The 22,999-nt window shown below is 61.0% G+C and carries 23 protein-coding genes and 1 pseudogene; 5 read left to right on the forward strand and 19 right to left on the reverse strand.

The features are described from left to right. Positions 1-10 precede the first annotated feature (10 nt). Both ACIPOO_RS15990 and ACIPOO_RS15995 read left to right on the forward strand, forming a co-directional pair. Positions 11-1,465, forward strand: coding sequence for an efflux transporter outer membrane subunit (locus ACIPOO_RS15990; RefSeq protein WP_400608498.1), 1,455 nt, complete (start codon positions 11-13; stop codon positions 1,463-1,465). A gap of 321 nt (positions 1,466-1,786) precedes the next feature. Further along, a complete protein-coding gene (locus ACIPOO_RS15995; protein ID WP_400608499.1) occupies positions 1,787-2,725 on the forward strand; it encodes a LysR family transcriptional regulator in 939 nt (312 codons plus the stop codon). Between the two features lie 62 nt (positions 2,726-2,787). Here the strand turns inward: ACIPOO_RS15995 and ACIPOO_RS16000 are convergent, their stop codons facing one another. Then, positions 2,788-3,063 (reverse strand): DUF2790 domain-containing protein, encoded by a 276-nt coding sequence (locus tag ACIPOO_RS16000; protein ID WP_400608500.1) that lies wholly within the window; start codon positions 3,061-3,063, stop codon positions 2,788-2,790. 250 nt (positions 3,064-3,313) lie between these two features. On the opposite strand from ACIPOO_RS16000, the gene ACIPOO_RS16005 reads away from it, so the two are divergent. Further along, entirely contained in the window at positions 3,314-4,084 is a 771-nt protein-coding gene (locus ACIPOO_RS16005) for a class I SAM-dependent methyltransferase (RefSeq protein WP_400608501.1), read from the forward strand. A gap of 122 nt (positions 4,085-4,206) precedes the next feature. Here ACIPOO_RS16005 and ACIPOO_RS16010 read toward each other — a convergent pair whose 3' ends face one another. Further along, complete coding sequence (locus ACIPOO_RS16010) at positions 4,207-5,232, reverse strand: GlxA family transcriptional regulator (protein ID WP_400608502.1); 1,026 nt, start codon at positions 5,230-5,232, stop codon at positions 4,207-4,209. A 115-nt stretch (positions 5,233-5,347) separates the two neighbouring features. Between ACIPOO_RS16010 and ACIPOO_RS16015 the strand changes: the two genes are divergently transcribed. After that, positions 5,348-5,989 (forward strand): HD domain-containing protein, encoded by a 642-nt coding sequence (locus tag ACIPOO_RS16015; protein ID WP_274131333.1) that lies wholly within the window; start codon positions 5,348-5,350, stop codon positions 5,987-5,989. 45 nt (positions 5,990-6,034) lie between these two features. Then, positions 6,035-6,919, forward strand: coding sequence for an NmrA family NAD(P)-binding protein (locus ACIPOO_RS16020; protein ID WP_274131334.1), 885 nt, complete (start codon positions 6,035-6,037; stop codon positions 6,917-6,919). 48 nt (positions 6,920-6,967) lie between these two features. Here ACIPOO_RS16020 and ACIPOO_RS16025 read toward each other — a convergent pair. The 17 genes and pseudogenes from ACIPOO_RS16025 to ACIPOO_RS16105 all read right to left on the reverse strand — a co-directional run bounded on the left by ACIPOO_RS16025 (position 6,968) and on the right by ACIPOO_RS16105 (position 22,994). Then, a pseudogene (locus ACIPOO_RS16025) lies at positions 6,968-9,160 on the reverse strand (TonB-dependent receptor). Positions 9,161-9,369: 209 nt separating this feature from the next. After that, entirely contained in the window at positions 9,370-9,864 is a 495-nt protein-coding gene (locus ACIPOO_RS16030) for a DUF1353 domain-containing protein (protein WP_400608503.1), read from the reverse strand. Next, positions 9,852-10,370: a DUF4376 domain-containing protein gene (locus tag ACIPOO_RS16035; RefSeq protein WP_400608504.1), complete on the reverse strand. Its 519-nt coding sequence runs from the start codon at positions 10,368-10,370 to the stop codon at positions 9,852-9,854. Before ACIPOO_RS16035 ends, ACIPOO_RS16030 begins: the two co-directional genes overlap by 13 nt. Continuing rightward, positions 10,370-11,497 (reverse strand): hypothetical protein, encoded by a 1,128-nt coding sequence (locus ACIPOO_RS16040; protein WP_400608505.1) that lies wholly within the window; start codon positions 11,495-11,497, stop codon positions 10,370-10,372. Before ACIPOO_RS16040 ends, ACIPOO_RS16035 begins: the two co-directional genes overlap by 1 nt. Then, complete coding sequence (locus tag ACIPOO_RS16045; RefSeq protein ID WP_400608506.1) at positions 11,497-12,072, reverse strand: YmfQ family protein; 576 nt, start codon at positions 12,070-12,072, stop codon at positions 11,497-11,499. Before ACIPOO_RS16045 ends, ACIPOO_RS16040 begins: the two co-directional genes overlap by 1 nt. Then, on the reverse strand, positions 12,072-13,145 hold the full coding sequence (locus ACIPOO_RS16050) for a baseplate J/gp47 family protein (protein WP_400608507.1): 1,074 nt from the start codon (positions 13,143-13,145) through the stop codon (positions 12,072-12,074). Before ACIPOO_RS16050 ends, ACIPOO_RS16045 begins: the two co-directional genes overlap by 1 nt. Next, positions 13,145-13,495 (reverse strand): phage GP46 family protein, encoded by a 351-nt coding sequence (locus ACIPOO_RS16055; protein ID WP_400608508.1) that lies wholly within the window; start codon positions 13,493-13,495, stop codon positions 13,145-13,147. The genes ACIPOO_RS16050 and ACIPOO_RS16055 overlap by 1 nt, the downstream gene beginning before the upstream one ends. A gap of 75 nt (positions 13,496-13,570) precedes the next feature. Beyond that, entirely contained in the window at positions 13,571-15,244 is a 1,674-nt protein-coding gene (locus tag ACIPOO_RS16060) for a phage baseplate assembly protein V (protein WP_400608509.1), read from the reverse strand. Continuing rightward, a complete protein-coding gene (locus tag ACIPOO_RS16065) occupies positions 15,234-16,562 on the reverse strand; it encodes a DNA circularization protein (protein WP_400608510.1) in 1,329 nt (442 codons plus the stop codon). The genes ACIPOO_RS16060 and ACIPOO_RS16065 overlap by 11 nt, the downstream gene beginning before the upstream one ends. Beyond that, positions 16,559-18,778 (reverse strand): phage tail tape measure protein, encoded by a 2,220-nt coding sequence (locus ACIPOO_RS16070; RefSeq protein ID WP_400608511.1) that lies wholly within the window; start codon positions 18,776-18,778, stop codon positions 16,559-16,561. Before ACIPOO_RS16070 ends, ACIPOO_RS16065 begins: the two co-directional genes overlap by 4 nt. A 466-nt stretch (positions 18,779-19,244) precedes the next feature. After that, on the reverse strand, positions 19,245-19,598 hold the full coding sequence (locus tag ACIPOO_RS16075; protein WP_400608512.1) for a hypothetical protein: 354 nt from the start codon (positions 19,596-19,598) through the stop codon (positions 19,245-19,247). Positions 19,599-19,602: 4 nt separating this feature from the next. Beyond that, a complete protein-coding gene (locus tag ACIPOO_RS16080) occupies positions 19,603-19,977 on the reverse strand; it encodes a phage tail protein (RefSeq protein ID WP_400608513.1) in 375 nt (124 codons plus the stop codon). Between the two features lie 15 nt (positions 19,978-19,992). After that, positions 19,993-21,090, reverse strand: a complete 1,098-nt coding sequence (locus tag ACIPOO_RS16085) for a phage tail sheath C-terminal domain-containing protein (protein WP_400608514.1) — start codon at positions 21,088-21,090, stop codon at positions 19,993-19,995. Further along, on the reverse strand, positions 21,087-21,308 hold the full coding sequence (locus ACIPOO_RS16090) for a hypothetical protein (protein ID WP_400608515.1): 222 nt from the start codon (positions 21,306-21,308) through the stop codon (positions 21,087-21,089). The genes ACIPOO_RS16085 and ACIPOO_RS16090 overlap by 4 nt, the downstream gene beginning before the upstream one ends. Continuing rightward, on the reverse strand, positions 21,308-21,877 hold the full coding sequence (locus ACIPOO_RS16095) for a phage protein Gp37 (RefSeq protein WP_400608516.1): 570 nt from the start codon (positions 21,875-21,877) through the stop codon (positions 21,308-21,310). Before ACIPOO_RS16095 ends, ACIPOO_RS16090 begins: the two co-directional genes overlap by 1 nt. Continuing rightward, a complete protein-coding gene (locus tag ACIPOO_RS16100) occupies positions 21,877-22,368 on the reverse strand; it encodes a phage protein Gp36 family protein (RefSeq protein ID WP_400608517.1) in 492 nt (163 codons plus the stop codon). Before ACIPOO_RS16100 ends, ACIPOO_RS16095 begins: the two co-directional genes overlap by 1 nt. Continuing rightward, positions 22,365-22,994: an HI1506-related protein gene (locus ACIPOO_RS16105; protein WP_400608518.1), complete on the reverse strand. Its 630-nt coding sequence runs from the start codon at positions 22,992-22,994 to the stop codon at positions 22,365-22,367. Before ACIPOO_RS16105 ends, ACIPOO_RS16100 begins: the two co-directional genes overlap by 4 nt. Between the last annotated feature and the right edge of the window lie 5 nt (positions 22,995-22,999).

The raw sequence follows: 22,999 nt of genomic DNA on the forward strand, positions 1-22,999 counted from the left end.
AGTGTGCCCCATGAACTTCACTACCTTTTTCGCCAACAGACCACCCTTCCACACCCGCTTCGGCGCCCTGTCGCTGTTCATGCTTCTCTCGGCCTGCACCGTCGGCCCCGACTTCGTGCAGCCTGAGCCGAGCACCTCGCAGCACTACGACCAACAGGCCGAAAACAGCCTTGCAAGCAATGCCACCCAGCGCATCGAGCCAGGCAAGGCCGTGACCGGCGACTGGTGGTCGAGCTTCAAGTCGCCAAAACTCGACCAGGTGGTGCGCCGCGCGATAGACGGCAACCTTGAACTGGTGGCGGCCGATGCGACGATTCGCCAGGCTGCCTCGTCGGTGGCCGCCGCAGAAGGCGTGTTGTATCCACAAGTGGATGTTGCCGCCCAGGGTGGCAGGCAGAAGACCCATAACGGGCCGCAGACCTCGGTCGATAATTTCTATGCCATCGGGCCGCGGGTGAGCTTCGATCTGGACGTGTCTGGCGGCAACAAGCGTCAGGTCGAAAAGCAGGCTGCGTTCGCCGAGTTGCAGAAGCATCGCTTCGAGGCCGCCTACCTGACCTTGACCGGCAATGTCGCCAGCCAGGCGATCCTGATCGCGTCCGCCAACGCGCAGATGGCCGCCGTCACCGACCTGCTGGCCAATGACGAAAAGAACCTCAAGCTGGTGCGCATGGCCCAGGCCAGTGGCACCACCACGCAAATCGACGTGTCGCTGGCCGAAACCCGCCTGGCCCAGGACCGTACCCTGCTGCCGCCGCTGGCCCAACAGCGTGATGCGGCGCGCCATGCCATGGCGATTCTGACCGGCAAAGGCCCGGGCGACTGGAGCGCGCCGGAGTTCGCGTTCAGCGAGCTGACCCTGCCGGACAGCGTGCCTGTCAGCCTGCCGTCGGAAACCGCACACAATCGCCCGGACATTCGGCAGGCCGAAGCGCAACTGCACATGGCCAGCGCCGACATCGGTATCGCGACGGCCAACCTGTATCCCCACGTCGAACTGTCGGCGGCGCTGCTGCAGTCGGCCTCAGGCAACGGCGGTGCCGCGCTCTGGGGCCTGGCCGCCGGGCTGACCGCGCCGATCTTCAGCGGCGGCACCCTTGAGGCAGAGCGTCAGGCTGCGGTGGACGGCTACAAGGCCACCCTCGCGGGTTACCAGCAAACGGTCATTACCTCGTTCGGCCAGGTCGCCGACACCTTGCAGGCCATCAACCATGACGCCGAGCAGTTCCAGGCTCAGGACGACGCCCTGCGCTCGGCCCAGACCAGCCTGCGCCTGAATCAACAGGCCTACGCCCAGGGCGAGAGCAGCGTGTTGCAAGTGCTGGAAGCCGAACGCGCCTATGAACAGGCGTTACTGGGGCAGATCCGCGTGAAAACGGCCCAGTACCTGGACACCGTACGCCTGTTCGTGGCACTGGGCGGCAACTCGGTCGGCGTGTTCGACAAGCGCAACGCCAGCCGCTGAGTCAATCCCAACAACGCCACGCCGGCATCGGAACGCCGCCCGGCCGGACTGCTACGGGATGAGCGATAACGACGATCGTCGATCAACGAGGTTTTGTGGGAGCGGGCTTGCCCGCGAAGGCGGTGGGTCAGTCGCCCTCGATGCGTCAGATCTGACGCATTCGCGGGCAAGCCCGCTCCCACAGAGTTGTACTGGCGCATCGGCAGGAACATGCGGGAAGTCAAGCTGACCGCCAACAGATTATCCACGGGTTCGGGGCAGGCTAAGATTCACCGGACATCCCTGATTTCGACGTTCTTCTCACCTTCCAAGGCCAGAACGATGGACACTTTCCAGACCATGCGTTGCTTCATCGCCGTCGCCCAGAGCGGCAGCTTCACAGCGGCAGCGGCGCTGCTCGACACCACCACGACCAACGTTTCCAAAGCCGTCTCAAGCCTTGAAGCGCGTCTGCAAACCCGCTTGATCAACCGCACCACCCGCCGCCTGGCCCTCACTGAAGCAGGCATCCGATACCTGCAACGCTGCGAGCAGATCATCGATCAGTTGCGCGAAGCCGATGAAGAAGCCGGCACCGCCCACGTCAAACCCTCGGGGCGGCTGAAGATCCACAGCATGTCAGCCATCGGCAACCATTACGTGATCAACGCGATTGCCGCCTACCGGGAAATCCACCCGACGGTGATGTTCGACCTGACGCTGACCAACCGCGTCCCCGACTTGCTCGAAGAAGGCTACGACATGTCCATCGTACTGGCCCGGGACCTGCCCGACTCAGGCTTCGTGGCCCAACGCCTGGGCATCACCTACAGCATCCTGTGTGCCTCGCCGGCTTACCTGAGCAAGCGCGGCGTGCCGGGTACGCCTGATGAACTGGGCACCCATGACTGCCTGCGCATCGTCAACACGGTGATGCCGGCTGAATGCTGGTCATTCGATGGGCCGCAGGGCGTGCAGAACGTCAACGTGCCGGTGTCGCCACTGCACCTGAATACCGCAGACGGCATGACCATCGCGATAAAGAACGGAATGGGAATAGGCGTACAACCGATTGCATCGGCCGTGGAGGGATTGAAGGCGGGGACTTTGCTCAGGGTATTGCCGGATTACCATCTGGAAGAGTTGAATCTTTATGCGATCTACCCGTCGAGAAAGTTCGTCGATGCCAAGATAAAGACCTGGGTCGAGTTTCTGAAAAGTTCGATTCCCGATCGGCTGGCAGCCGATGAAAAAGTGGCGGGGTCTGGCAGAAAGCGTTGAGTGAACTGTTTAGTGAGTCGTGGCGGGTATGGAGTGTCGACCCTCCATCGTGCCCACCTGGATCAACCGTTCGAGCAACCGGTACCCATGACCTGATATTCAACGGTGTGACGCTGTCCCTGGGAGTCCTCGTAGGTCATCCGCACCGGCAGCGGGCCGCCGCAGGCATCGGAGATATCGGTCATCTCGATGACTTTCTTGATGTCCAGTCTGGTCTGGTACGTGTAGGTTTCAGCCGCAGGTTTTTCGGCAGTTTCAGCGGTGTGCGCGGAGTCGGCAAATGCCGGTGCGAACATGCCGCCCATGACCATGAACAGGGCAATTTTCGAGAAGCTCATTTCATTCACCTTATCGCTGGAAAGTTGAGACTGAAGTGTCGGTACTTGCGGGAGCGCTACTTCTGACTTGATCTGTTTGCAGCTCCGTTGAGAGCGATACTAGGCAGTTGCGCTGGCCTCAAACAGCAGGCAACTCGACAAAGACTGTTGACGAATTCGCGATAAATCCCACCCGCGGTCGGGTGCTCGATTCGGGGGAAACTGGCGCATAATCCCCTGGCCATTTTTTCCGCACGGAGGATCGCCGACGATGACGCTCGTTCACAAAGCCGCTCAAGTGGGGTTTTCGACTCAGGCCGGGACTTACACCCAGGGCCGCCCGGACTATCCGCAGGAAATCAGCAACTGGCTGACCGACACGCTGGGCATTGACGGGCAATCGGTGGTGGCCGATCTCGGAGCGGGCACCGGCAAGTTCAGCCGCCTGCTGGTGCCACTGGCCCAGGAAGTGATCGGCATCGAGCCTGTGCAGGCGATGCGCCTGGAATTTGCCCAGACGCTGCCCGGCGTCAGGGTTCTGGAAGGCACCGCACAGGACATTCCCCTGGCCGATGGCACGGTGGACGCGGTGCTCTGCGCCCAGGCCTTTCACTGGTTCGCCAACAGCGCAGCCCTGGCGCAGATTCATCGCGTACTCAAACCCGGTGGACGGCTGGGGCTGGTGTGGAACGTGCGCGATGAATCGGTGGACTGGGTCGCCGAGATCACGCGCATCATCACCCCGTATGAAGGCGATACCCCGCGCTTTCACACTGGCGAGTGGCGACGTCCGTTCGACGGGCAACTGTTTTCGCAGCCACAAGTGACCTGCCTGCCGTACAGCCATACGGGGCCTGCCGAGACGGTCATCATGAACCGCTTCCTGTCAGTGAGTTTCATCGCCGCCTTGCCGGACGCCGACAAAGCACTGGTGACCGAGCAACTGCGCGAACTGATCCACACCCACCCGGCCCTGCGAGGCCGCGACAGCATCGACTTCCCGTACCAGACCCAGGCGTATGTGTGCCGAAGAGCGGGTTAACCGATACCTGTGGGAGCGGGCTTGCCCGCGAAGGCAGTGGGTCAGAGATCATCAATGTCAGGACCGACGCCTTCGCGGGCTAGCCCGCTCCCACAGGGATATGGGGCTGCCGATAGCAGCCGCTAAGCCCAGGCCTGAGACCTGACCGGCGCAAAACGCATTGCGTACTCCCGAGGCGTCACGCCCAGCCGCCGGACGAACACCTTGCGCAACACATCGACGCTGCCATAGCCACAGCGCCGTGCCACCTCCTCCACCGAGCGCTCACCCAGCTCGAACGCGCGGCGCGCCGCCTCCAGTCGAACGTCCTCGACGTACTTGGCCGGCGTGGTATTCAGGTCCCGCTGGAACATGCGGATCAAGGTCCTGACACTGGTGGACATGCGGTCGGCCAAAAGCTCGACGGTGATATCCGTCTGCAAATGCTCACCAATCCACAAGCACAATGCCTGGAGCGCCGAATCGGTGGCGTGCTGGGATTGCAGGGTGGCGCTGAACTGCGCCTGGCCGCCCGGACGACGCAGGAACAGCACCAGGTGCCTGGCGATTTGCAGCGCGATGCGGTCGCCCAGGTCCTCGCTCACCAGTGCCAGCGCCAGATCGACACCCGCCGAGATCCCCGCCGAGGTATAGACGTTGCCATCCTTGATCCAGATCGGATCGGCATCCACCAGCACCTTGGGGAAGCGCTCGGCCAGCGCCTGCGCGACGCCCCAGTGGGTGGTTGCGCGGCGCCCGTCCAGCAACCCTGCCCCGGCCAGCGCGAAGGCCGCCACGCAGATCGAACACACACGGCGGATCTGGCCTGCGCGCTGCCCGATCCAGGCCAGCACCTCGGGGTCCAGCACCCTGTCCGGGTCCCAGCCGGTGGCGACGATCAGGGTATCGATGGGCAGGTCATCCAGCCGCTCCTGGGCGAGGGTCTTGTGGGCCATCAGCGCAATGCCGGTGGCGCTTTGCAACTGGACTTCGGCCGAGGCAGAGATGAGCTCAAGGCGATAGGGCTCAGCACCGTCACTTGACCGGTTGGCGACGGCGAACACCTCTGCCGGGCCGATCACATCCAGTGCGTCCACTGGTGGCAGGCCCAGGATCACCACCCTTCTTTGCGGATGGCTCGCGCGGCGCGTGCGGGTTGGCGTGTTCATGGTCGGCTCCGGGGAGGATGGAAAACGCATCTTGTCACTAATCGACTGAAAATAGTCAATTATGACAACGGCAAATCCTTAGATTGGAGACATCTCCTCTCACCGGAACCTTGCCATGAGCACTCTCATCACCCTCGGCGGCCTCAAGGCCCCGGATTCGGAACTGACCCGCAAGGCTGCGTCACTGGTCCAGCGCGTTCACTCACCTGCGTTGCTCAATCACGTTCATCGCACCTGGTGGTTCGCAGATTTTCTCGGCCAGAAACGCGGCTTCAAATACGACCGCGAAGTGGTCTACCTCGCCGCGCTGATGCACGACCTGGGGCTGACCGAGGCGTTTGCCGCCGACCAGCGCTTCGAAGTCGATGGCGCCGACGCCGCCAGCCGCTTCCTGCTCGACAACGGCTATGCCGACGCCAAGGCGCAACTGGTCTGGGACGCCATCGCCCTGCACTCCAGTGCCGGCATTGCCGACCGCAAGCAGGCGGAAATCGCCCTGATTTTCATGGGTGCCCACGTTGACGTCATGGGCCTGTTCATCGACGAAATCACCCCCTCGCTGATCGACGACACCCTGGCCCTGTACCCACGCCTGGGCATGAAGGCAGCGTTCACCCAGGCCGTGGCCGAGGTGGCGCGCAAGAAGCCGCACACAGCCATCGGTACCGGCCTTGGCGACGTCGCTCGCCGGCACATCCACGGCTTCGACTGCCCCAATGTCTGCGACCTGATCGACAACGCCCCCTTCGACAGCTGACCGATTACTCACGGCTCTTCTCGCCCGCTTACTGGAGATTCACTCATGCAGCGCAAATACCTCATCACCGCCGCCACCGGCAAAACCGGTGTCCACACCGTTCGCCACCTGCTCGACGCCGGGCATGCCGTGCGCGCCTTCGTCCATAAGGAAGACGCGCGCAGCGCGGCACTGCGCGAACTGGGTGCGGAAATCTTCGTCGGTGACCTGCTCGAACACGACGATGTCATCCAGGCCATGCAGGGCGTAAACGGCGCCTACCTGTGTTTCCCGGTGAGCCCCGGTTACATCCAGGCCACCGCCTATTTTGCCGACGCTGCACGCCGCGCCGGTGTGGAAGTGGTGATCGAAATGTCGCAAATCTCCGCCCGCGAAGACTCGAAAAGCCATGCCGCCCGCGACCACTGGATCGCCGAGCGGGTGCTGGACTGGTCCGGCGTGCCGACCGTGCACATTCGCCCGACCTTCTTCAGCGAGTGGCTGACCTTCCCGTGGGTGAGCGATCACATCGTCAAGGACAACCGCATCACCCTGCCCTACGGCGCCGGCCGCCACGCGCCGATTGCCGCTGAAGACCAGGCCCGGCTGATTGCCGCCGTGCTGAGCGATCCGCAACCGCACATCGGCAAGACTTACCCGCTGTTCGGGCCGGTGGAAATGGATTACAAGCAGATCGCCGAGGAACTCAGCGCAGTGCTGGGCCGCACCATCACCTATACCCCGTCGACACTTGAGCAGTATCGCGAAAACCTTGAGTCCTATGGCCTGCCGGCGTTCCTGATCCAGCATTTTCTGGAGGTGGCGGTGGATTACCAGAACGGTATCTTTGTCGGGGCCGATGGTGAAGAAAGCCCCATCGAGCGCATCACAGGCAAGGCGCCGCAAACGGTACGAGCATTCGTCGAGGCTAACCGCGAAGTATTCGGGTAACACAGCAAGACACCCGCAGGCCAGCGGCCTGCAGGTGGTGGGGCGGGATCAGAAATCGATGGTGCCGGAGAACTTCACCAGGCGCGGGTCGCCCTGGCTCAGGTAGCCGCCATTGGCCGATGCCCAGTAGTTCTTGTCGGTAATGTTTTCCACGTTCACGCGCAGGGTCAGGTCCGTCTGGTCGACCTTGAACTTGTACCGGGCACCTGCATCGAAGCGGTTCCACGTCGGCAGGCTGAGGTTGTTGGCCTGATCGGCGTACTGGCCACCAGTGCGCAGCATGCGTGCGCTGAGTGCTGCGCCTTCAAGCCCCGGAATGTCCCAGTCGACACTGGCGTTGAGCTGGAAGGTTGGTACGCCGATGGCATGGTTGCCGTCGTTGGTGCCGCCCGCGGTCTTTTTCAGTTCCGACGTCATGCGGGTGCCGCCCGCCATCAGGCGCAGGCCTTCGACAGGCTCGCCGAACACGCTCAGCTCGATGCCTTTGTTGACCTGTTCGCCGTCCCGTACGTACAAGGCGCGGGTGGCGTCGACGTAACCATCGGTAGGTTTTTCGATGCGGAACACGCCCAGGTTGGCACCGAAGGTCTGCATGTCCAGCTTGATGCCGGCTTCCAGCTGCTTGGTGCGGCCCGGCGGGAAAGCTTGCCCCAGGTTGGTGATGTTGGTACCGGACGCCACCGGCCCCTGGGCCAGGCCCTCGATGCGGTTGGCGTAGAGCGAGACAATGTCGGTCGGCTTGTAGACGATGCCGTACACCGGCGTGGTGATGGATTCGTCGTACAGCGAGGTGCGGCTGCCGTCGTTGTTGCCGTATGGCCTGCCTGCGTTGGTGGTGCCCTCGTAGGAATAGTTTTCGACGCGCAACTGCTGGCGGCGCACGCCGTACGTCAACAACAGGCTGTCGTCGAACAGCCCCACAGTGTCGGAAATCGCGAGGCTGCGGTTGCGGGTCTTGCCGGTGACGCCAGGATCACCCATGTCACCGCCGGTGAGCGACACCGCCGTCGGCTTGGGCAAGTTCGGGGTGTTGTAGATGTTGGTGTTCCCCGTGGTCGAGCGGTAGAAGGTGTAGGCGTTTTCCTGCTGGGTCCAGATGGTCGAGGCGCCGATCGCGATCTGGTGGCTGACCGGGCCGGTTTGCAGGTGGCCGTTCAGGCCGGCGGCGAAGGTGGTGTTGTCTTCGTTGTGCGGAATCTCGGAGCCACCGACAGTCGCCAGGCCGCTGTTGCCCACCAGCGTCGGCGTGCCGTAGACGCCGGTTTCCCGAGTGTGCTTGGCGCCACCGGCCAGGTAGGCCGTCCAGCTGTCGGAGAGGTCCCAGTCACCGCGCATCATGCCGAAGGTGTCTTCGGTCTCGGTGTAGGTCCAGTCCTGGCCGTAGTTGTGGCCGGCATGGGGCGCGGTCGGGATCTCTGTAGCCGTGCCCAGTTGCACGGTGTTGCGCAGGCCGTTGATGCGCTGCTTCTGGTAGCCGAAGTCGGTGGACACGCGGAAGTTGTCGCCACGGTAATCCAGACCCGCGACGAACAGCTTGGTGCGCTGGTCTTCGTCATGGATGGCCGTCTCGCCTTCGCGCTGGCTGAGGTTGAGCCGCGCGCCGAAGCGATTGTCTTCACCGAAGCGCTGCCCCAGGTCCAGGTGCTCGCCGATGCGGCCATCGGTGGTGATGTCCTGGGTGTAGCGCCGTGTCGGGGTGTCCCCCGCGCGCTTGGGCTGCAGGTTGACGCCGCCGCCCAGACCGCTGCCGGTGGGGCTGACGCCGTTGATGAAAGCGTTCGGTCCCTTGAACACTTCGACGCGCTCCACGGCATCGGTGGACAGGATCTGGCGCGGCAACACGCCGTACAGGCCGTTGTAGGAAATGTCGTCGCCGCTGAGCGGCAGGCCGCGAATCACGAATACCTGGGACTGGTTGCCGAAGCCGTAGGACTGGCGCACCGATGGGTCGTTGAGCAGTACGTCGCCCACGTCTTCGGCCTGCTAGTCCTCGATCAGCTTGGAGGTGTAGCTGGTCATGGTGAACGGTACGTTCATGTTGTCCTGGTTGCCCAGCACGCCCATCTGCCCGCCACGGGCCACCTGACCGCCGGCGAAGGCTTCGGGCAGCGTGTTGGAGTTGGTCTTGATGGCGTCTGCGTTGACGTCAGTGGCGCCGAGTTCGAGGGTATCGGCGGCGTGAGCGGCAACGCTCAGGGAACAGCAGATTGCGAGCAACGTAGGACGTGACGGGAACATCATGGAGCGAATCACCTGCGCGAACTTAAGGAGGATGATGGCTGCCTCCCTGGCAATGCGACTCATTAGCAGGCGCGGACATTACCAGATGTAATTGCAAATTGTTATCACCTGTTTACAATTTTTTCACATTTTCCGACGTTCGCGAGGGATGCTTGTAAATGTAAGCGCGCGCCGGATTTGGCACCGCCGAGCGCGGGTTTTGGCACTGGCTACCCGCGACCAGGGCCGTAGTGAGCCATCCCGCCGAGCCTGACACCTACCCAGAAAATGCCCGCCCGCCACTTCGCAACCCCATCCCCCATGTGCAGCGCCCTATAGAACACGGCATCGCACTCCGACCGCGACAGGCCACCCGCCTCATACAGCCGGTCATGGAGGATTGCCGGGGCCATGCCATACCCTGTCAGGAGCGCGTAAAGGACGATTGCCACAAGCGCTACAGCCCAGCACAGGGCGCTGATCCATGGCGCACCAGGCACCATGGCACCGACTGCGAGCGCCACAATGGCACCAACTACGCTGACAGTCCGGAGCATCCGAATCGAAGCCAGGTCACTCTGAAACCCAAAGTCGACCGTTAACACACCGTGGATGGGATCGTTGAACACCAGGCTTTCAAGGAGCTGAAATTGCCAGCGGCTGACTTGCCGCACCGCCACCCCAGCCCCAAACCGCCCCACCGCAGGCCACACTACGGCCACCATTTATCGTCGGCGTAGTCCACAGGGATCGGCTCAATTCGCTTGAGGGCATTCCCGGCGAATACGTGCCTTTCCTTGTGGTCGGACACTGCCGAGCCGAAAGCCATCATGGTGTCCAGGCTCATCGGGACAAAGCTGTCATCCGCAGCAATCCACTGGAAGTCGGCAGGCCACGCCGCTCCTGTGATCTTGACCCCCAATGCCTGCATGTATTTGCCCATGATGTTTTCGCGGTCTTGGGCACCAGTCTGATACAGCACGCCCTCAAACAGGACTCCGGCGTCAATGCGGCGATCTCGCTCGATATCCACCAGTTCCGATGTGACCAGCGAAACGGTCGGCGTGGACTCGACGAAAAGCCCATCCTCGGTATACGTCCACCCCACCTGGACGCCAGGCTGGCTGACAAGCACCCAGACTAGCGATGGATGGAAAAGCGTGGTGATGTCTGCCGCCGTGTCGAACAGCTCTGCGACTTTCGAGGCATCGATTCGGGCATATGTTTGCATTAGGTGTACTCCCTGATGACGCAGCAGCCATCGCCGCCTTTGCCGCCTGTGTAAGAGGTGGTCGTTGAGACAGACAGCACGCCACTGCCACCCCCACCGCGCACTCCGGCGTTACCGTTGGTATTCACAACTTGCAGGTCGCCAGCCACCCCTAACTGCGAACGGCCACCGGCACCACCGCAGGAAAGAACGCCGTTAGTCGAGTTGTTTTGGCCATTCGCGCCGTCTTCACCTTGAACACTCGGCAAAACGCCACCAACGGCGGCCCGACCGCCTGAACCACCTGCACCCGTGAAGAACGCAGTATTCCCACCGACGGCACGAGTGCCCCCAGTTCCACCGATAGCGGAAATGAAAGTGCCGAAAGAGGTAGTGCCACCAGTGCCGCCCGTAGATGTGCCCGCGACACCACCTGATCCGATGGTTACGGGGATTCCAGCGCGCATGGCGTCGGTTACGTCCAGAATGGTGTGTGCGTATCCTCCGGCCCCGCCACCCCCTCCAATAGCATTCTGGCCGCTGGTGAGAGCAACAGCACCGGCCCCAGCGCCACCCCCGCCAACGATCTCCACCTCAATCCGCTTGACTTGCGCAACAGGGGTATAGGTTGTGCTGGCATCGATCTGTATGGTCCGGTACAGACGCCCCGAACTGTTGGTAAGAGCGGTCGCCAACGTCGCTGGCGTGACAATTGTCGCTGTATCTGTGCCGGTTGCTACCTGCGCCGCAGTTGCAATTTTTGCCCATCCGAACGCGGTTTCAGTAGCCTGAGTGATCTTCTTTGCGATTGCCTGAGCCACCCGAAGCGCCGTCATTGGCTTGGCGTTGTCGGTGCCTGCCTCGGCCTCAACTTGAGACGCAATCGTTATGGAATAGTCGGTGAGATTCGATGGCTTATCTGTGAGGTTCTTCCATGACCCCAACCACTTGAGAGCCTTGGCAAGCTGGCCGTCGTCCGTCGGGCTCTGGGGAATGCCTGCGACACCGATTGCAGCGAGGATCTCGCGCTGGATCGAGTTCAACCAATCAGCCTTTATAAGCGTTGCCGGAACCCCTGCGGCTGGGGAGCCTTCGGTGAACTCGCCGTTTGGATTTGCCGTTGATGTACTGTCACTGATTTTTTTCATCAGCTTGCTCCGTAACCAAATAAAAGAATCGACTCGGCTGGCTTCAACTGGCTAAGCCGACACTCCAGCGTCTTGTTGCCCCAAGCCGCAAGGGGATCTCCTGCGACAGCCACACCGGCCACCGCAGGTATGACCGTCACCGCAGGTGCGTTTACCCTCCACGTCCAGTTCCAATCGCCTCCATTGAGTGGGTCGCCCGCTCGCGCAATGCCTGCGCGAGCTGGTCTGAAAGTGGTAATGGTGATGTCGTAACCCAGGGCTTTCGCCATGGCGATGAAAAACGGGGCACTCTGGCCCGCGTAACCTTTCCACTTGCTAACGGCGGCGTTTACACGCTGCCCGGTGGACTGGGACACACCGACCAGGCACGGATCTGGGAGAGCCAACACACGCTCCCAATCAGCAAGGCCAGTACCGCTGTCGGGCAGCCTGGCCGAAGCAACTTGGTCAGTTGCCAATGTGGCACCTGCCAGGGCCGCAGCCTCGGCCTCAAGGACTGCGGTCAGCTTCGCGGCATTGAGGCTGTACGCCTCAGGTGGCAGCAATGCGCGAAGCTGGTCGCCGAGGGCGCTCATCACATGAGCCCCAAAGTGATGGTTCCGGGCCGTATCCAGCCGACCAGCACCGGATCATCAGACGCCGCGATGTTGGACGCGGGAGTCAAGACAAGCCGATCCGTGACGCCAGCCAGGTTGTTGACCATGGCCTCGATCTGAGATTTTTTGAGACTGTCTGTTGGCTTCAACGCGCCCAGAAGCGTGTCATAGGCTTTCTGCGCTGCGATCTGCACGTCTGCGAGCAAGTACCCACTGGCCAACTCGACCGAGGCTTGGGAATTCACAACACGCGGCGTCGGCGCGAACACCGCGACATCCGCGATCACACTGCAAACGCTCAGGATGTGCGCCAGGCACGCGGCGATAGTGTCCGCAGTGGGAACACCTGTGCTGCCGGTGATCACCACATCAACAGTGCCACCGCCGCGGCGACCGGGCAGAACCAGAGCGCTGGCCACGCCGTCGACCTCTTCGGCCCATCGCTTGTAGTCATAGTCCGCCCCTCCCGCAGGTGGCTCCTGGATCAATTCCAGGAGCCTGGCGCGGAGTGACTCAACGGTTTCCTCATCTTCGCCACCGACCGTTGCCGAAACGAAGGTTGCACCGGTATCCATCCCTAAGGGTGGGCTGCTAAGCGTCAACGCTCCGATAAGGCCATTGGCAGCCACGCCAGCGGTTTGCGCGAGCACCGTAGCCGTACCCACGCCCAAGCTGTTGAGCGTCGCATTAGCCGCGACCACGAACACAGCACCGCTGGCAACGTGCGTCATGGTTGCCCCCTGCAATAGGGTTGCCCCAACGCCCGCAGTGCCGGTCAGAGCGACAGAGGAACCGGACGCGACCGCACTCTTGAGGAACAGACCGCGCAACGACGCTTCATGAATGACTTCATCATCGTCCGCAGTGTCGGCAAATATCTGGTCATACACCCAAGCGAGCTTCTGATAATAGCCCTCAAGCGCGGACGCAAAAGAGGCCGAGCGGACGTAGTTGTCACTATCTGAAGTTATGTCAGCCTCGGGGTCGACGTTGCGAATGTCGCGCAGGATATTGCTGAGAATGGAATCGTAACTGGGTACTGAAAGCGCCATCAGATAACCCTTACAGGATGCTGAAAAACATGCTCGACGCCTGCGCTGTCGGTCACAGTGACCAGCAGGAGCAGCCAACCGTTGTGCGGCTGTTCGACGTCGACCGAAACTGAGTTGGCTCGCCCATCGTCAACCAGCGGCTGGAGTGCCTCGGCTGCGTATTGCTTGGCGAGTTTGCCGACCCTGGACAGATCCTTGGAACGGCGAAGGAGGTACAAGCGGGAGCCCACAGTGGGATCGGCCCACCAGGAACCAAGCGGCACTGTGAGCCGGAGATAAATGGCGTTAGCCAGCGTTTTGATACGCTTGCCAGTTAAGTCGCCTGATGTTGAGTCTATGCCTGCGTCCATACAGGCATGATGGTGGTAGACCTGACCGGGCGGTCTTTCCAGACCGTTTAATCCAATGCCCGGTCAGATCAGGTGTCACATGGAAATCGTGCCGCTGGAGTTGGGAGAAATGCTGCCTTGCGCGAGTATGTTGCCACTGGCGCCGATGCTGCCGGTGGTCACGATGTTGCCCTTAACCGCCAGACCTTTCTCAATCGTCACCGTGCCGCTCGTTTCTAACAGCGGCGTCTGGAACGATATCTTTGTGGTCGCCTTTACCGTCAGAGTATCTGTCTCGACCTCAATCACCCGACCGCGCTTGAGATGCACCTTATCCCCTTCGTCGGTGTACAACGCGACCTCGCCGTTTTTCAGCGTCAGTCTGTAGCGTCCGTCCTCGCTGGCCACTACGACCGCGTGCTGGCTAGTGCCTCCTACCGGGATGCAAATGTATTCGGCACCTGGTAGCGGCGACGACGTGAATCCGTAGTGCTGGAACAACTCTCCCGACACCGCTTCACCAGCAAGCGCCTGCATTTGCACTCCGATCAACTTTCCCTGAGTTGTAGTGCTGGCCACTGCGCGAAACGCCTGGCGCACGTTTCGGCGGTCGCGGGCCGCCTGCTCGCGCATGATCCGTCCTAATGTCTTCATCACAGCCCCCCTTACTTTCTCAATGAATGCCGCATCCTTGTCGCCTTTTTTGCCCTTGTGTTTCTTGAGCTTCGCACCATCGAGCACCCACATCCTGTCCTCCCGCAGACGAAGCTCGGTGATTGCGCCCTGGCTCCGAGTGAGTCGCAGGGTGCGAGCCATGAGGAAGAAAATGGCGTTCAGCCCATGGGGCTCGCTTCGAATCCATACGCGCTGGCCGGGCGTCCAAACCGCCCCGGTGCTGCAACGATGACCCTTCACAATCACCCTGGCTTCAAAACCTTCTAAGCGGCTATCGGCGAGCAGCTTGCGGGCGCGGGTAGTCGCCATGTCCTGGTTCTCAGTGCTGCTGTCGATCACCACCTTTGGCCGGAAAATCCCCCGTCTGGCCAACGTCTCGTCCTGGATAACCGACCGCAGGTGTGAACGGCTGGTGTCCAGACCATCGTTGTCGTACTGCCCATGCTGGCCCAGCAGCGTGATCTGGCTGTATCGGTTGGCGATAGACCGGCGCACGCCCAGGCGCTCGACGTTGTTCCCCACTCCGTCGCGGTTCAGGATGAGTTCGGCAACCGGCGGGGCCTCATAGTTGGGACCACCCACGACCAATGTGCCGTCAGGGTCAAACCATGGCCAGAGACCATTGGCCTCAGCAGCCTGCAACAGGGCCTCCCAGGCGGACTGGCCCGGCTCAATCTGCACTCGACGGCGGGTCTTGGCGGTATCCGCCTGAATTCTGATCTTGCTGATCCCCAGCGGCTTCACCACCAGGTTGATGATCTCAAGCAACGACGCTTCTTTGACCGACACAAACGGGCACGAACAATCGACCAGAGCAGCAGCGCCGTCGCGGCCATTGACGCGAATCGCAATGCCCTGGCGGTTCACGTCATGCTCAAACTCATCGATCTGGCCGGTCAGCACCCTGTCACGGCCAAGGTTAAGGGTGCACTTTGCCCCCTCGACCAGGACAGAAGGCAGAGTGACGGTGTCTTTAACGTATAGCTCCAGCTCAAAGGCGTCAGATGGGGTGAGCAAATCCGACTCTACCGACCAGCCGTCCCATGTGTCATGGGTAAGCCCGCCAATGGTCAACTTGATAGATTCAGTCTGCATACGCACGAAGCACCTCACCGGGCTGGATGTTGTAGGGAGCGCTCAGATCTGGATTCAGGCGCGCAAGCTCAATGGCCCGCGAGTGGTCGCCGTACCAGCGATGGGCAAGTAGCCGCAGGTTCGCGGCTGATTCGACCGTGCGCTCGACCAGAGGCGGACTCAGGAGGATCACTGCGCGAGCGCGGGCCTGGATCAGTCCGGCGATAGTGCGTAGCGCATCGATCACCGGCAGTGCGGTTTGCACGTCGTACAAGCGCCGGTGCAGAAGGATCGCCGACTCCAGGAGCGACCTGGACAGATTGACCAGCGCCTCCAAGTCGCTGGGACTAAGCGTCTGAGTGTCCGCTTCGTCCTCGATGATCACCGATACAGCCTGCGCGTTCGCCAGCGCCGTCTCGGTGACGATCAGCACCACCAGTGCCAAACTGGCCGCTTCGACAGGGTCAGTTGGCATGCTGTCGGGAATCACCGACGCATCCGGCTCAGTGCCTTGGCGCGCACTGATCAGGAGCGCCGTAGCAGCTCGCGAAGCCTGCGCGGTCAAGCTTTCATTACCGGGCGCCGTTGCCGGAATGCCACTGCGAGACAGCAGCTCACGCGAGGTCGACGGCGTGTGGTTCTGGATGGCCGCCCGGATCTCCGTTGGTGTCCTGGCCAAGTCCAGCAGCGGATCAAACGCAGACAGCGGGTTACTGGTGAACAGACTGACGACCTGAGACACCACGCCCATGATCTGGCTACGCAGTTGCTGCAAGCGCAATCCAATGCCGGGCAGACCCAATGCTTTTTCCAGAAGGCCAGTCCACCCGCCGCCGATCCAACTCTGAATGTCGGCCACCAAGGAATCGACCTTGGCCAGGAGGTCAAAGACTCCGTCCTGCCATGTGGTTTCATCCTCTGCATATCCGGATCTAACCAGTGTCCACACCAGATCCCGATCAAAGAAAGGATTGTCCGGGGTGTCCTCCAGAAATTGCAGATCCACTTCTGCAAAGTCGGGTCGCTCGGCAGTGTGGTGCGCTTTCCACGACTGCGCGACGACAGAGAGGCTGCCATAAATCGGGTGTACCAGCTCACCTGGACCGCTGGTATCCAGAGCATCGAGCAGGGCCTGCAACGAGAACTCATAGTTCGGGCCATTGAAGATGACCCGCATTGCGAACACCCTGGCACCCCGGCCAAGATCCTCAACACAATCACCATCTTTGTAGGGAGTGCCGTGCTGGCTGAGGAAGCGCTGGGCTTCCAAGTTCTCGTCGACAACGTCGAGCGGGACACCTCGAAATGAGGCGTCCAACAAGTTCTCTTTCCAGCTCAATTTCCGCGCCTCACTTGAATGTCGGTTCTGCGCTCAACTTCGGCTTGAACCATTTCAGAGTTAAGCCGCAACTCTAAAACCAGCGGCTTAACAATCAGTGACCTCAACCGCTGTTCTGCCATGTTGTCAGCGCCCTGTTGAAGTGGCCCGATACCCGCCTGAGTCAGACGGTTTGCAGTGTTTTGGGCCCAATTAACGGCACCTGCCGCAGAGTTGCCCGCAGGCGTCAGCCCGGTTTGCTCTAACGCCAAGCGTTGGGCCTGACTGGATAACCAATCGCCTGACGCATCGGGGTTGCTCTTGGCGAGTTCAATGCGATTCTTGTAAAACGAAGTGTTATAGGTCTTCTGCCCGGGAGTTCCCAACTTGGAGTTTTCTGCGGCATGCAACCGACCTTCATCCGTATTCTCTGAAGAGCCGCTGGTGAATGCAGCAACTGCGGCCAAACTTATAACGCCTACCGTTTCGGGAGGAATAGACTTCTTGGTTCCTTTACTGATATCAGGCACTGACGGAGTGATTCCTTCCGCAGGCCAATTAGTAACGAAGACCGAAGTTACGCCCGTTGCTTCTTCCAACACTTTGCCAACAGCAATATTCTTGAGAGTCTCAGGCCCACCCATAAACTTATTGATAAGCGCGCCAGCACCCGCCTTGGCACCGCGACCAGCGTAATAACCGCCAACACCGGCAAGAGCGCCACCCGCCAACATTTGCTCACCTGAAAGATGCAAGTCATCGAGCAAGTAACTGCCGAACTCGGCAAAGCCCTTGTTAAGTGGCTTGGACATACGGTCAATAGCCTCACCCAAAGTGGCTTTCACCCGTGCCCCAGCACCTGTAGCACTTTCCACGTTGTCCTTGAGGTCGCTTTCAAAAATCGGCTTAGCGCCCTGAATGTCTTTTGATTGTTCCTTGAATGTGTCGAGTTTATTACCGCCAAGCATGATCCGCATACCGCGAATGGTGTCTTGGTCCATTCCCTTGAACACCACACCCATAAACTTGCCGCGCTCTTCGTCGGTTTTCATCGCGTCGTATTTGCGTTTCAAATCCGCAAATACCTCTTCGGGGTTCCGAGATGCACCCTTTTTGTCAAAGAACTTCACGCCCGATGCTTTCGTAACTTGGTCACGATAAGTCTTGTTGCTGAATACCCGCAGAGTCGATTCGGCGAGCGTGCCCAGGCGTTCCGGTTGCATCTCGACGGTCGAGAGAGTTTCAGTGAATGCCAAAGCCTGCGCCAACGACATGCCCGCTGCTTGCGCCGCACCACCGATCTTCGGAAACAGGTCGGCCAGGTTCTCCAGCTCGGCGTTGCCTTGCCGCCCAGCTACCGTCATCTTTTGCAGCAGATCCAGCGCGACACCCGCCTTGTTCAGATCAAGGTTAAAGGCGCTGGCACCCGCGACCACAGCTTTACCCAGCACCGCCGAATCTGCGCCAGTGACTGCCGTTGCCTGGCCGATAGCATCGGCAGTCTTCTTGGACGCGCCGTAGTTCACGCCCGATGCGATCAAGGTATTGAAGCCGCTATCAACATCGGTGCGGTCGAGGCCATATTTCTTGGCAATCCGGAAACCCTCGTCTCGCCACTCTTCTCGCTCCTCGTTCGTCATACCAGCGGTCTGCTGGGTTCGGATCAACGAGCGGTCCAGCTTGGCACTGCCGGTAAGCCCCGCACCGACGCCGACGCCGATGCCGAGACCGGCCAGCTTGCCCTGTGCGCTCTGGCTGAACCCCTTCAAGCGGTTGAACTCATCTCGGACGCCACCCGCCAAGCGCTTGAGTAGACGCAAGTTGCTGCCGCCAGTTTGCGCAAGACGCCGCATGCTAGCTTCGGTCTTGTCGACAGACTGGCGGAGCTGGTCCGCGCCTTCTTTAGCGGCCTTGGCCAACTCGGTTTTGGTTTCTCGCGCTGCCTGGCGTCCGGCCTGGCCCATGCTTTTCAGTTCGCCGGTCGACTGGAGCACGCCCTGCCGGAACACGCCCTGGCCTTGTGTTGCGTCGCGCATCGCCTGACGCACGATCTTGTAGCTCGCAGCTCCGGTCTGGGCGGATCTGCTGAGGGCAGCCCCGGTCCTGTTCGCTTCGTCGCCAAGGGCTTTGGCACCGTCCCGAGCGGTCTTTTTTAGACTCTGCTCAATGGCCTGAACCTCGCGGCGACTGTTGCCGGAGTTCGCTTGAATCCGCAGGGCAACCCGTAAATCACTCATTGCTCGACTCCAACACGGTCTTACATAAAGAAGAAAGGCCCGTCTCCGGGCCTTGAATCAGTGAATGGTGGGGGCCGGTTCCGGGGTCTTGACCGGCTCCCAACCCAGCTCGGCACCGCCGCCAGGCTTGAGATTGATGATGAATCGACCATCGCCCTCTGGCAGGAAGCCCAGGCGTTGGGCGGACTCCCGCAGATCCTCCTAAAAGGCTTCCATCGGACACTTGGCCCCGACCACCAACACAGCAGCGCCGCGCCTGGCTCGCACGTTGTTCTCCAGCGTCTGAAGCTCGACCGCAGTCAGCGGTACGGATTGATGCTGATTCATTTCTTCTTTTTCCCCTTGGCAACGTACCGGGACGTGTTCTTCCTGCGCCCCAGGAGAAGATCAATACGGGTATCGATCTCTGACTGGGTCATGTTGCGGATCTCGTCTAGCCGGTAACCGTGCCGGACAAGGGCGTGTTCTATTCGTCGCCAGGCGAGCGTGCTGCCTCGCTCGGCAGCGCGAGCTTTTTTTCCAACGCCTCATCGGCCTCGGCCAGCATCGCCAGATCCACCTCCGCGAGTTGCTCCAGGAGCAGTTCGGTAGTCAGCGATTCCGGGGGAATGTCGCCCAGCGACACCAACTGGCGGCGGTATGCCTCCACCGTGATGAGTTGGAGCGGACCCTGGGGGTGAGCCTGTTGGGCAGCGACCATGTCACCGGCCACGGGAACCCGAAGCGTGAAGGCCTTGTGACGGGTGCCTGCGTACAGCACGCCGATTCGCAGTTGGCCGGAAGTGGTCAAGCCATCCCAAGCTTTGGAAGAACTGGTCATTTCATTACTCCGAAGACGAATATCTGAGGGCGGAAAGGGTCAGGTCGCGAGTGGCCTCGCCTTCAAGCTGGTACTTGCTGCCCAGTTCGATCAGCGAAACACCCGTCCAGCTTTCTTTCTTGCCGCCACCGTCGACCGGTTCGATGGTGATTTTGGCGTCGAGCATGGCTCGCCAGTTCGGCTCGCCGGTTTTGGGGATGGCGACCGAGACACGCAGATCGTGCTCCTCGATGCCTGCGGCGGTGCCGGATGGAACACCAGCGCGGTTCATGGTCTTGACCACAACCCGACCTGTTTTCATGGTGTGATCCAGCGACTTGATTTCGTAATCCGAACCGTTGATGGTCAGGACGATCTGTGAGACGTAGTTATCCGACATGGGATTGGCTCCTTGTTACAACAAGAGGTCGATGCGACCGGCGAACACATGCAGACCGTTCACGACATCGGCTGGAATGGCACCGTTCAGGCGGTTGGCGTCCTGCGTAGAGCGCTCGACGACCAGGCTGTCAGCGTTGGCTGCAACTTCTTCCACGATCTCCAACTGTTCCAACTTCTCCAGCACATCGAGCAGTTCGCTCCGAACTGCGCCTGGCGTCTTGCTCGACAACTTGGCGCGAGGGAAGCGCTGGCGAATGCGGTCGCGGCAAGCCTGGCGCACGTAATACAGAGTTCGGATGGTGGTCAAATCCAGCAACGCGACATCCGTGGCACCGCCTGCGTTCTTGGTGTAGGTGGTGATTGCCCGAACGATCTGCACCAGTTCGCCTGGACCGACTTCGAGCGGAGTGATGCCGTTCTTGAGGCATGCCTCCTGCTCGGTCCGGCCCAGCCGACTGGCGACGGGCGGCACAGCGATACCCGTCAGCGCGAGAGTGTTGAGAGGGCGCGCCGGGTCTTCCTCCGATGCGATCATGGCGGCGTACGCCGCCGCGACCTGGCGAGCGGTGGAGGTGGTGCCGGGCAACAACGCGATGGTGATGGCACCGCTGTTCAGAGTAGCGGCCAGCGTAGTTGCCGCCGACAGGGTCGAAATAACCGCTGCCACGCCGAGGATGGACTGCTGCTCGACCGAATCGGTGTAGGTGTCGATGTGAGTGCGCAATGCCGTCAGCGCGGTTTGGCTGAACCAAGCAGGAACAAGGATGGTGTAGCCGCCCAACGCAGTAGCCGCCAAAGCCCCTGAAATATCCGGCTCGGTGCTGCCGCTGACCGCGACACCGACGCACGACACGGCGCAATAACGGTAGGTGGCTATCACTGCGGCCACCATTTCCTGAGCCACAGCCCCGAACTGGGCAAGGGCCTCAGGCGCACTAAACACTTGAGCGGGGACATTGGGCTGAGCCGTTGCCCCTGCATCCAGTGGGACGATCAGGCAGATACTCTGCGCATTGGTCGGCAAATTGCGGACCGCCAGAGTCGTGTTGAACTCCATGTACACGCCAGGCTTGCGGATGCTGGCCGGAATGGTGTCGAAGCTGATGGTCATTGTTCGCCCTCCTGAGCGGCGTCTTTGGCACTGCCTTTGGTCGAGGACTTGGCCGATTCTTTAACCCGCTTCAGCTCGCCCGAAGCGATGCGGCGCAGGTAGTAAGAGTGCTCTTGAACTGTCACCGGCTCGGCGGGTTCAGGCTTGATGTGCCCCGTTTCTTGCTCGCCGGGGACCGGCATCAGCGGCACGGGGTGTTCTGTCGCGATCACGCGCATTACAAGTTCCTCAATTCGATCTTGTCGGTGACAACGCCTTCCGGGTTGTCCGATGGAACGTGGTAAGTCAGGTCGATACCTTCCAGGAGCGGCATGTCCTCTTCCGGAATGAGCCAGTCCAGTTCGATAGCGAAGCTCTGCCCAAGCACCGACAGGTGGCTTGTCTGAAACTTGCCATTTACCAGGTTGGCGAATTCGGTCGGCGAGACTCTCGCGCCGCCTTCCTTGTGCTGCCATCCAGTCAGGAGGCGCATGCAGGATTCCCAGACCCAGTAACTGCCCGGATCTCTGGCCACCGTGCCGCGTCGGGTTTCACGCTCGCCGCGTACCGATGCACTCGCAATGACCAGTCGGAACACCACAGCCGCCTTGAATCGGCGACTCTGGCCAGCCTTGCTAAACACCACGCGAGGGGTGGTGATCAGCACGCTGGGGGTCAGTTTGAGTATGTCGGCCAGCAAATCTGGATCGCTTAGCTCGCCGCCGTAGCTGTCCAGGTGCAGCCGTGGGAGCTGCTTTTTCAGCTCTGCAAGCCGCGCCTGGATGGCGTCTTCCAGTTCGCCCAGCATTACAGGCGACTCAGCGTGCGACGGCTGAACATCCGGGGCTGCTGAACAATCTCAAGCCCCGATGAGCCCAACTCTGATGCACCACGCTTCTCGTCCTCGTCAGCCAGCCGCTGCAACCGCTTGATGATGTCCAGATAACGCAGACGAATAGCTGACTCGGCATTGGCCTTTTCGCCGTACAGGTGAAAGCGGGTCAGCTCCGGCAGGTCATCCGTGACCCATTCTGGCGCGTCCTCACCAGGCTGGCGGTAGCGGAGGTAATACTGCACCTCGCTCCGAGCACGGGTAGCCGCATCGGCCATCCGTGCCATCGCTGCCACAGCCGACGCCACGTCCATTGCGTCCCAGCCATCCAGTGACTCGCCCTTTGCCGCCGCTTCCAAAAGCTCCGGCTCAATGGGCCGACTGGTGTCAGGCACAGCCAGCGAGGCCATTTCCGAGGCACCAAAGCGATTGACCAGGATCAGCGCGCTAGGCAGCGAGAGATTCATTCGCCGGCTGCCTTCTTGTCCGCATGCGTGCGCTTGCTGCTCGGTTTTTGGGCCTTCACCACACCTGGGTCAGAACCAGGTGCCGGAGAAACTGGCGCAACCGGCGTCGAGTTCTGCGACGCTTCAGGATCGCTGGCAGGGCCGTTGGAAGTTGGATCGCTCTCATCGTCTGGCTTCTCCGCGCTGACCTGCACAGGCTGAAGGTGTTGGCCGATCAGTGCGAGCAGCGCATCCCCTGCGATGCAAATCACACCTTCTGCCGTTGGGTCTGCTGGCAGCAGCGTTCGGGCTTCGGCCACAATCAGAGCCGGTGCGGCGAGTTGCTGGTCCCGTAAAGAGGCCAGCAGCACAGCAGCCACGTCGTACTGATCGTTTGCGATTGCCAGCGAGTGCTCCAGAGCGGCGATAGTCGCGCCCATTTCCTGGATCAGTTCGGTTTGCTGCTCGATGTCTACCTGGAGCGCATCTTCCTGAACGCCTTCCACCACCAGCAGATGCGGATCTGCACGCAGCACAGTCAACTGAACCTCGGAAAGCTCGCCATCGGGATAGAACGTACCCGCCACAAAGTGGACGAGTCCGGCGCGACGAAAGCCGTCGCGCTTGGCTTTAACGACCGTACCCATGGCCG

Source organism: Pseudomonas sp. NPDC090201 (genome assembly GCF_044746825.1).
In the GTDB taxonomy this organism is placed as follows: domain Bacteria; phylum Pseudomonadota; class Gammaproteobacteria; order Pseudomonadales; family Pseudomonadaceae; genus Aquipseudomonas; species Aquipseudomonas putida_AD.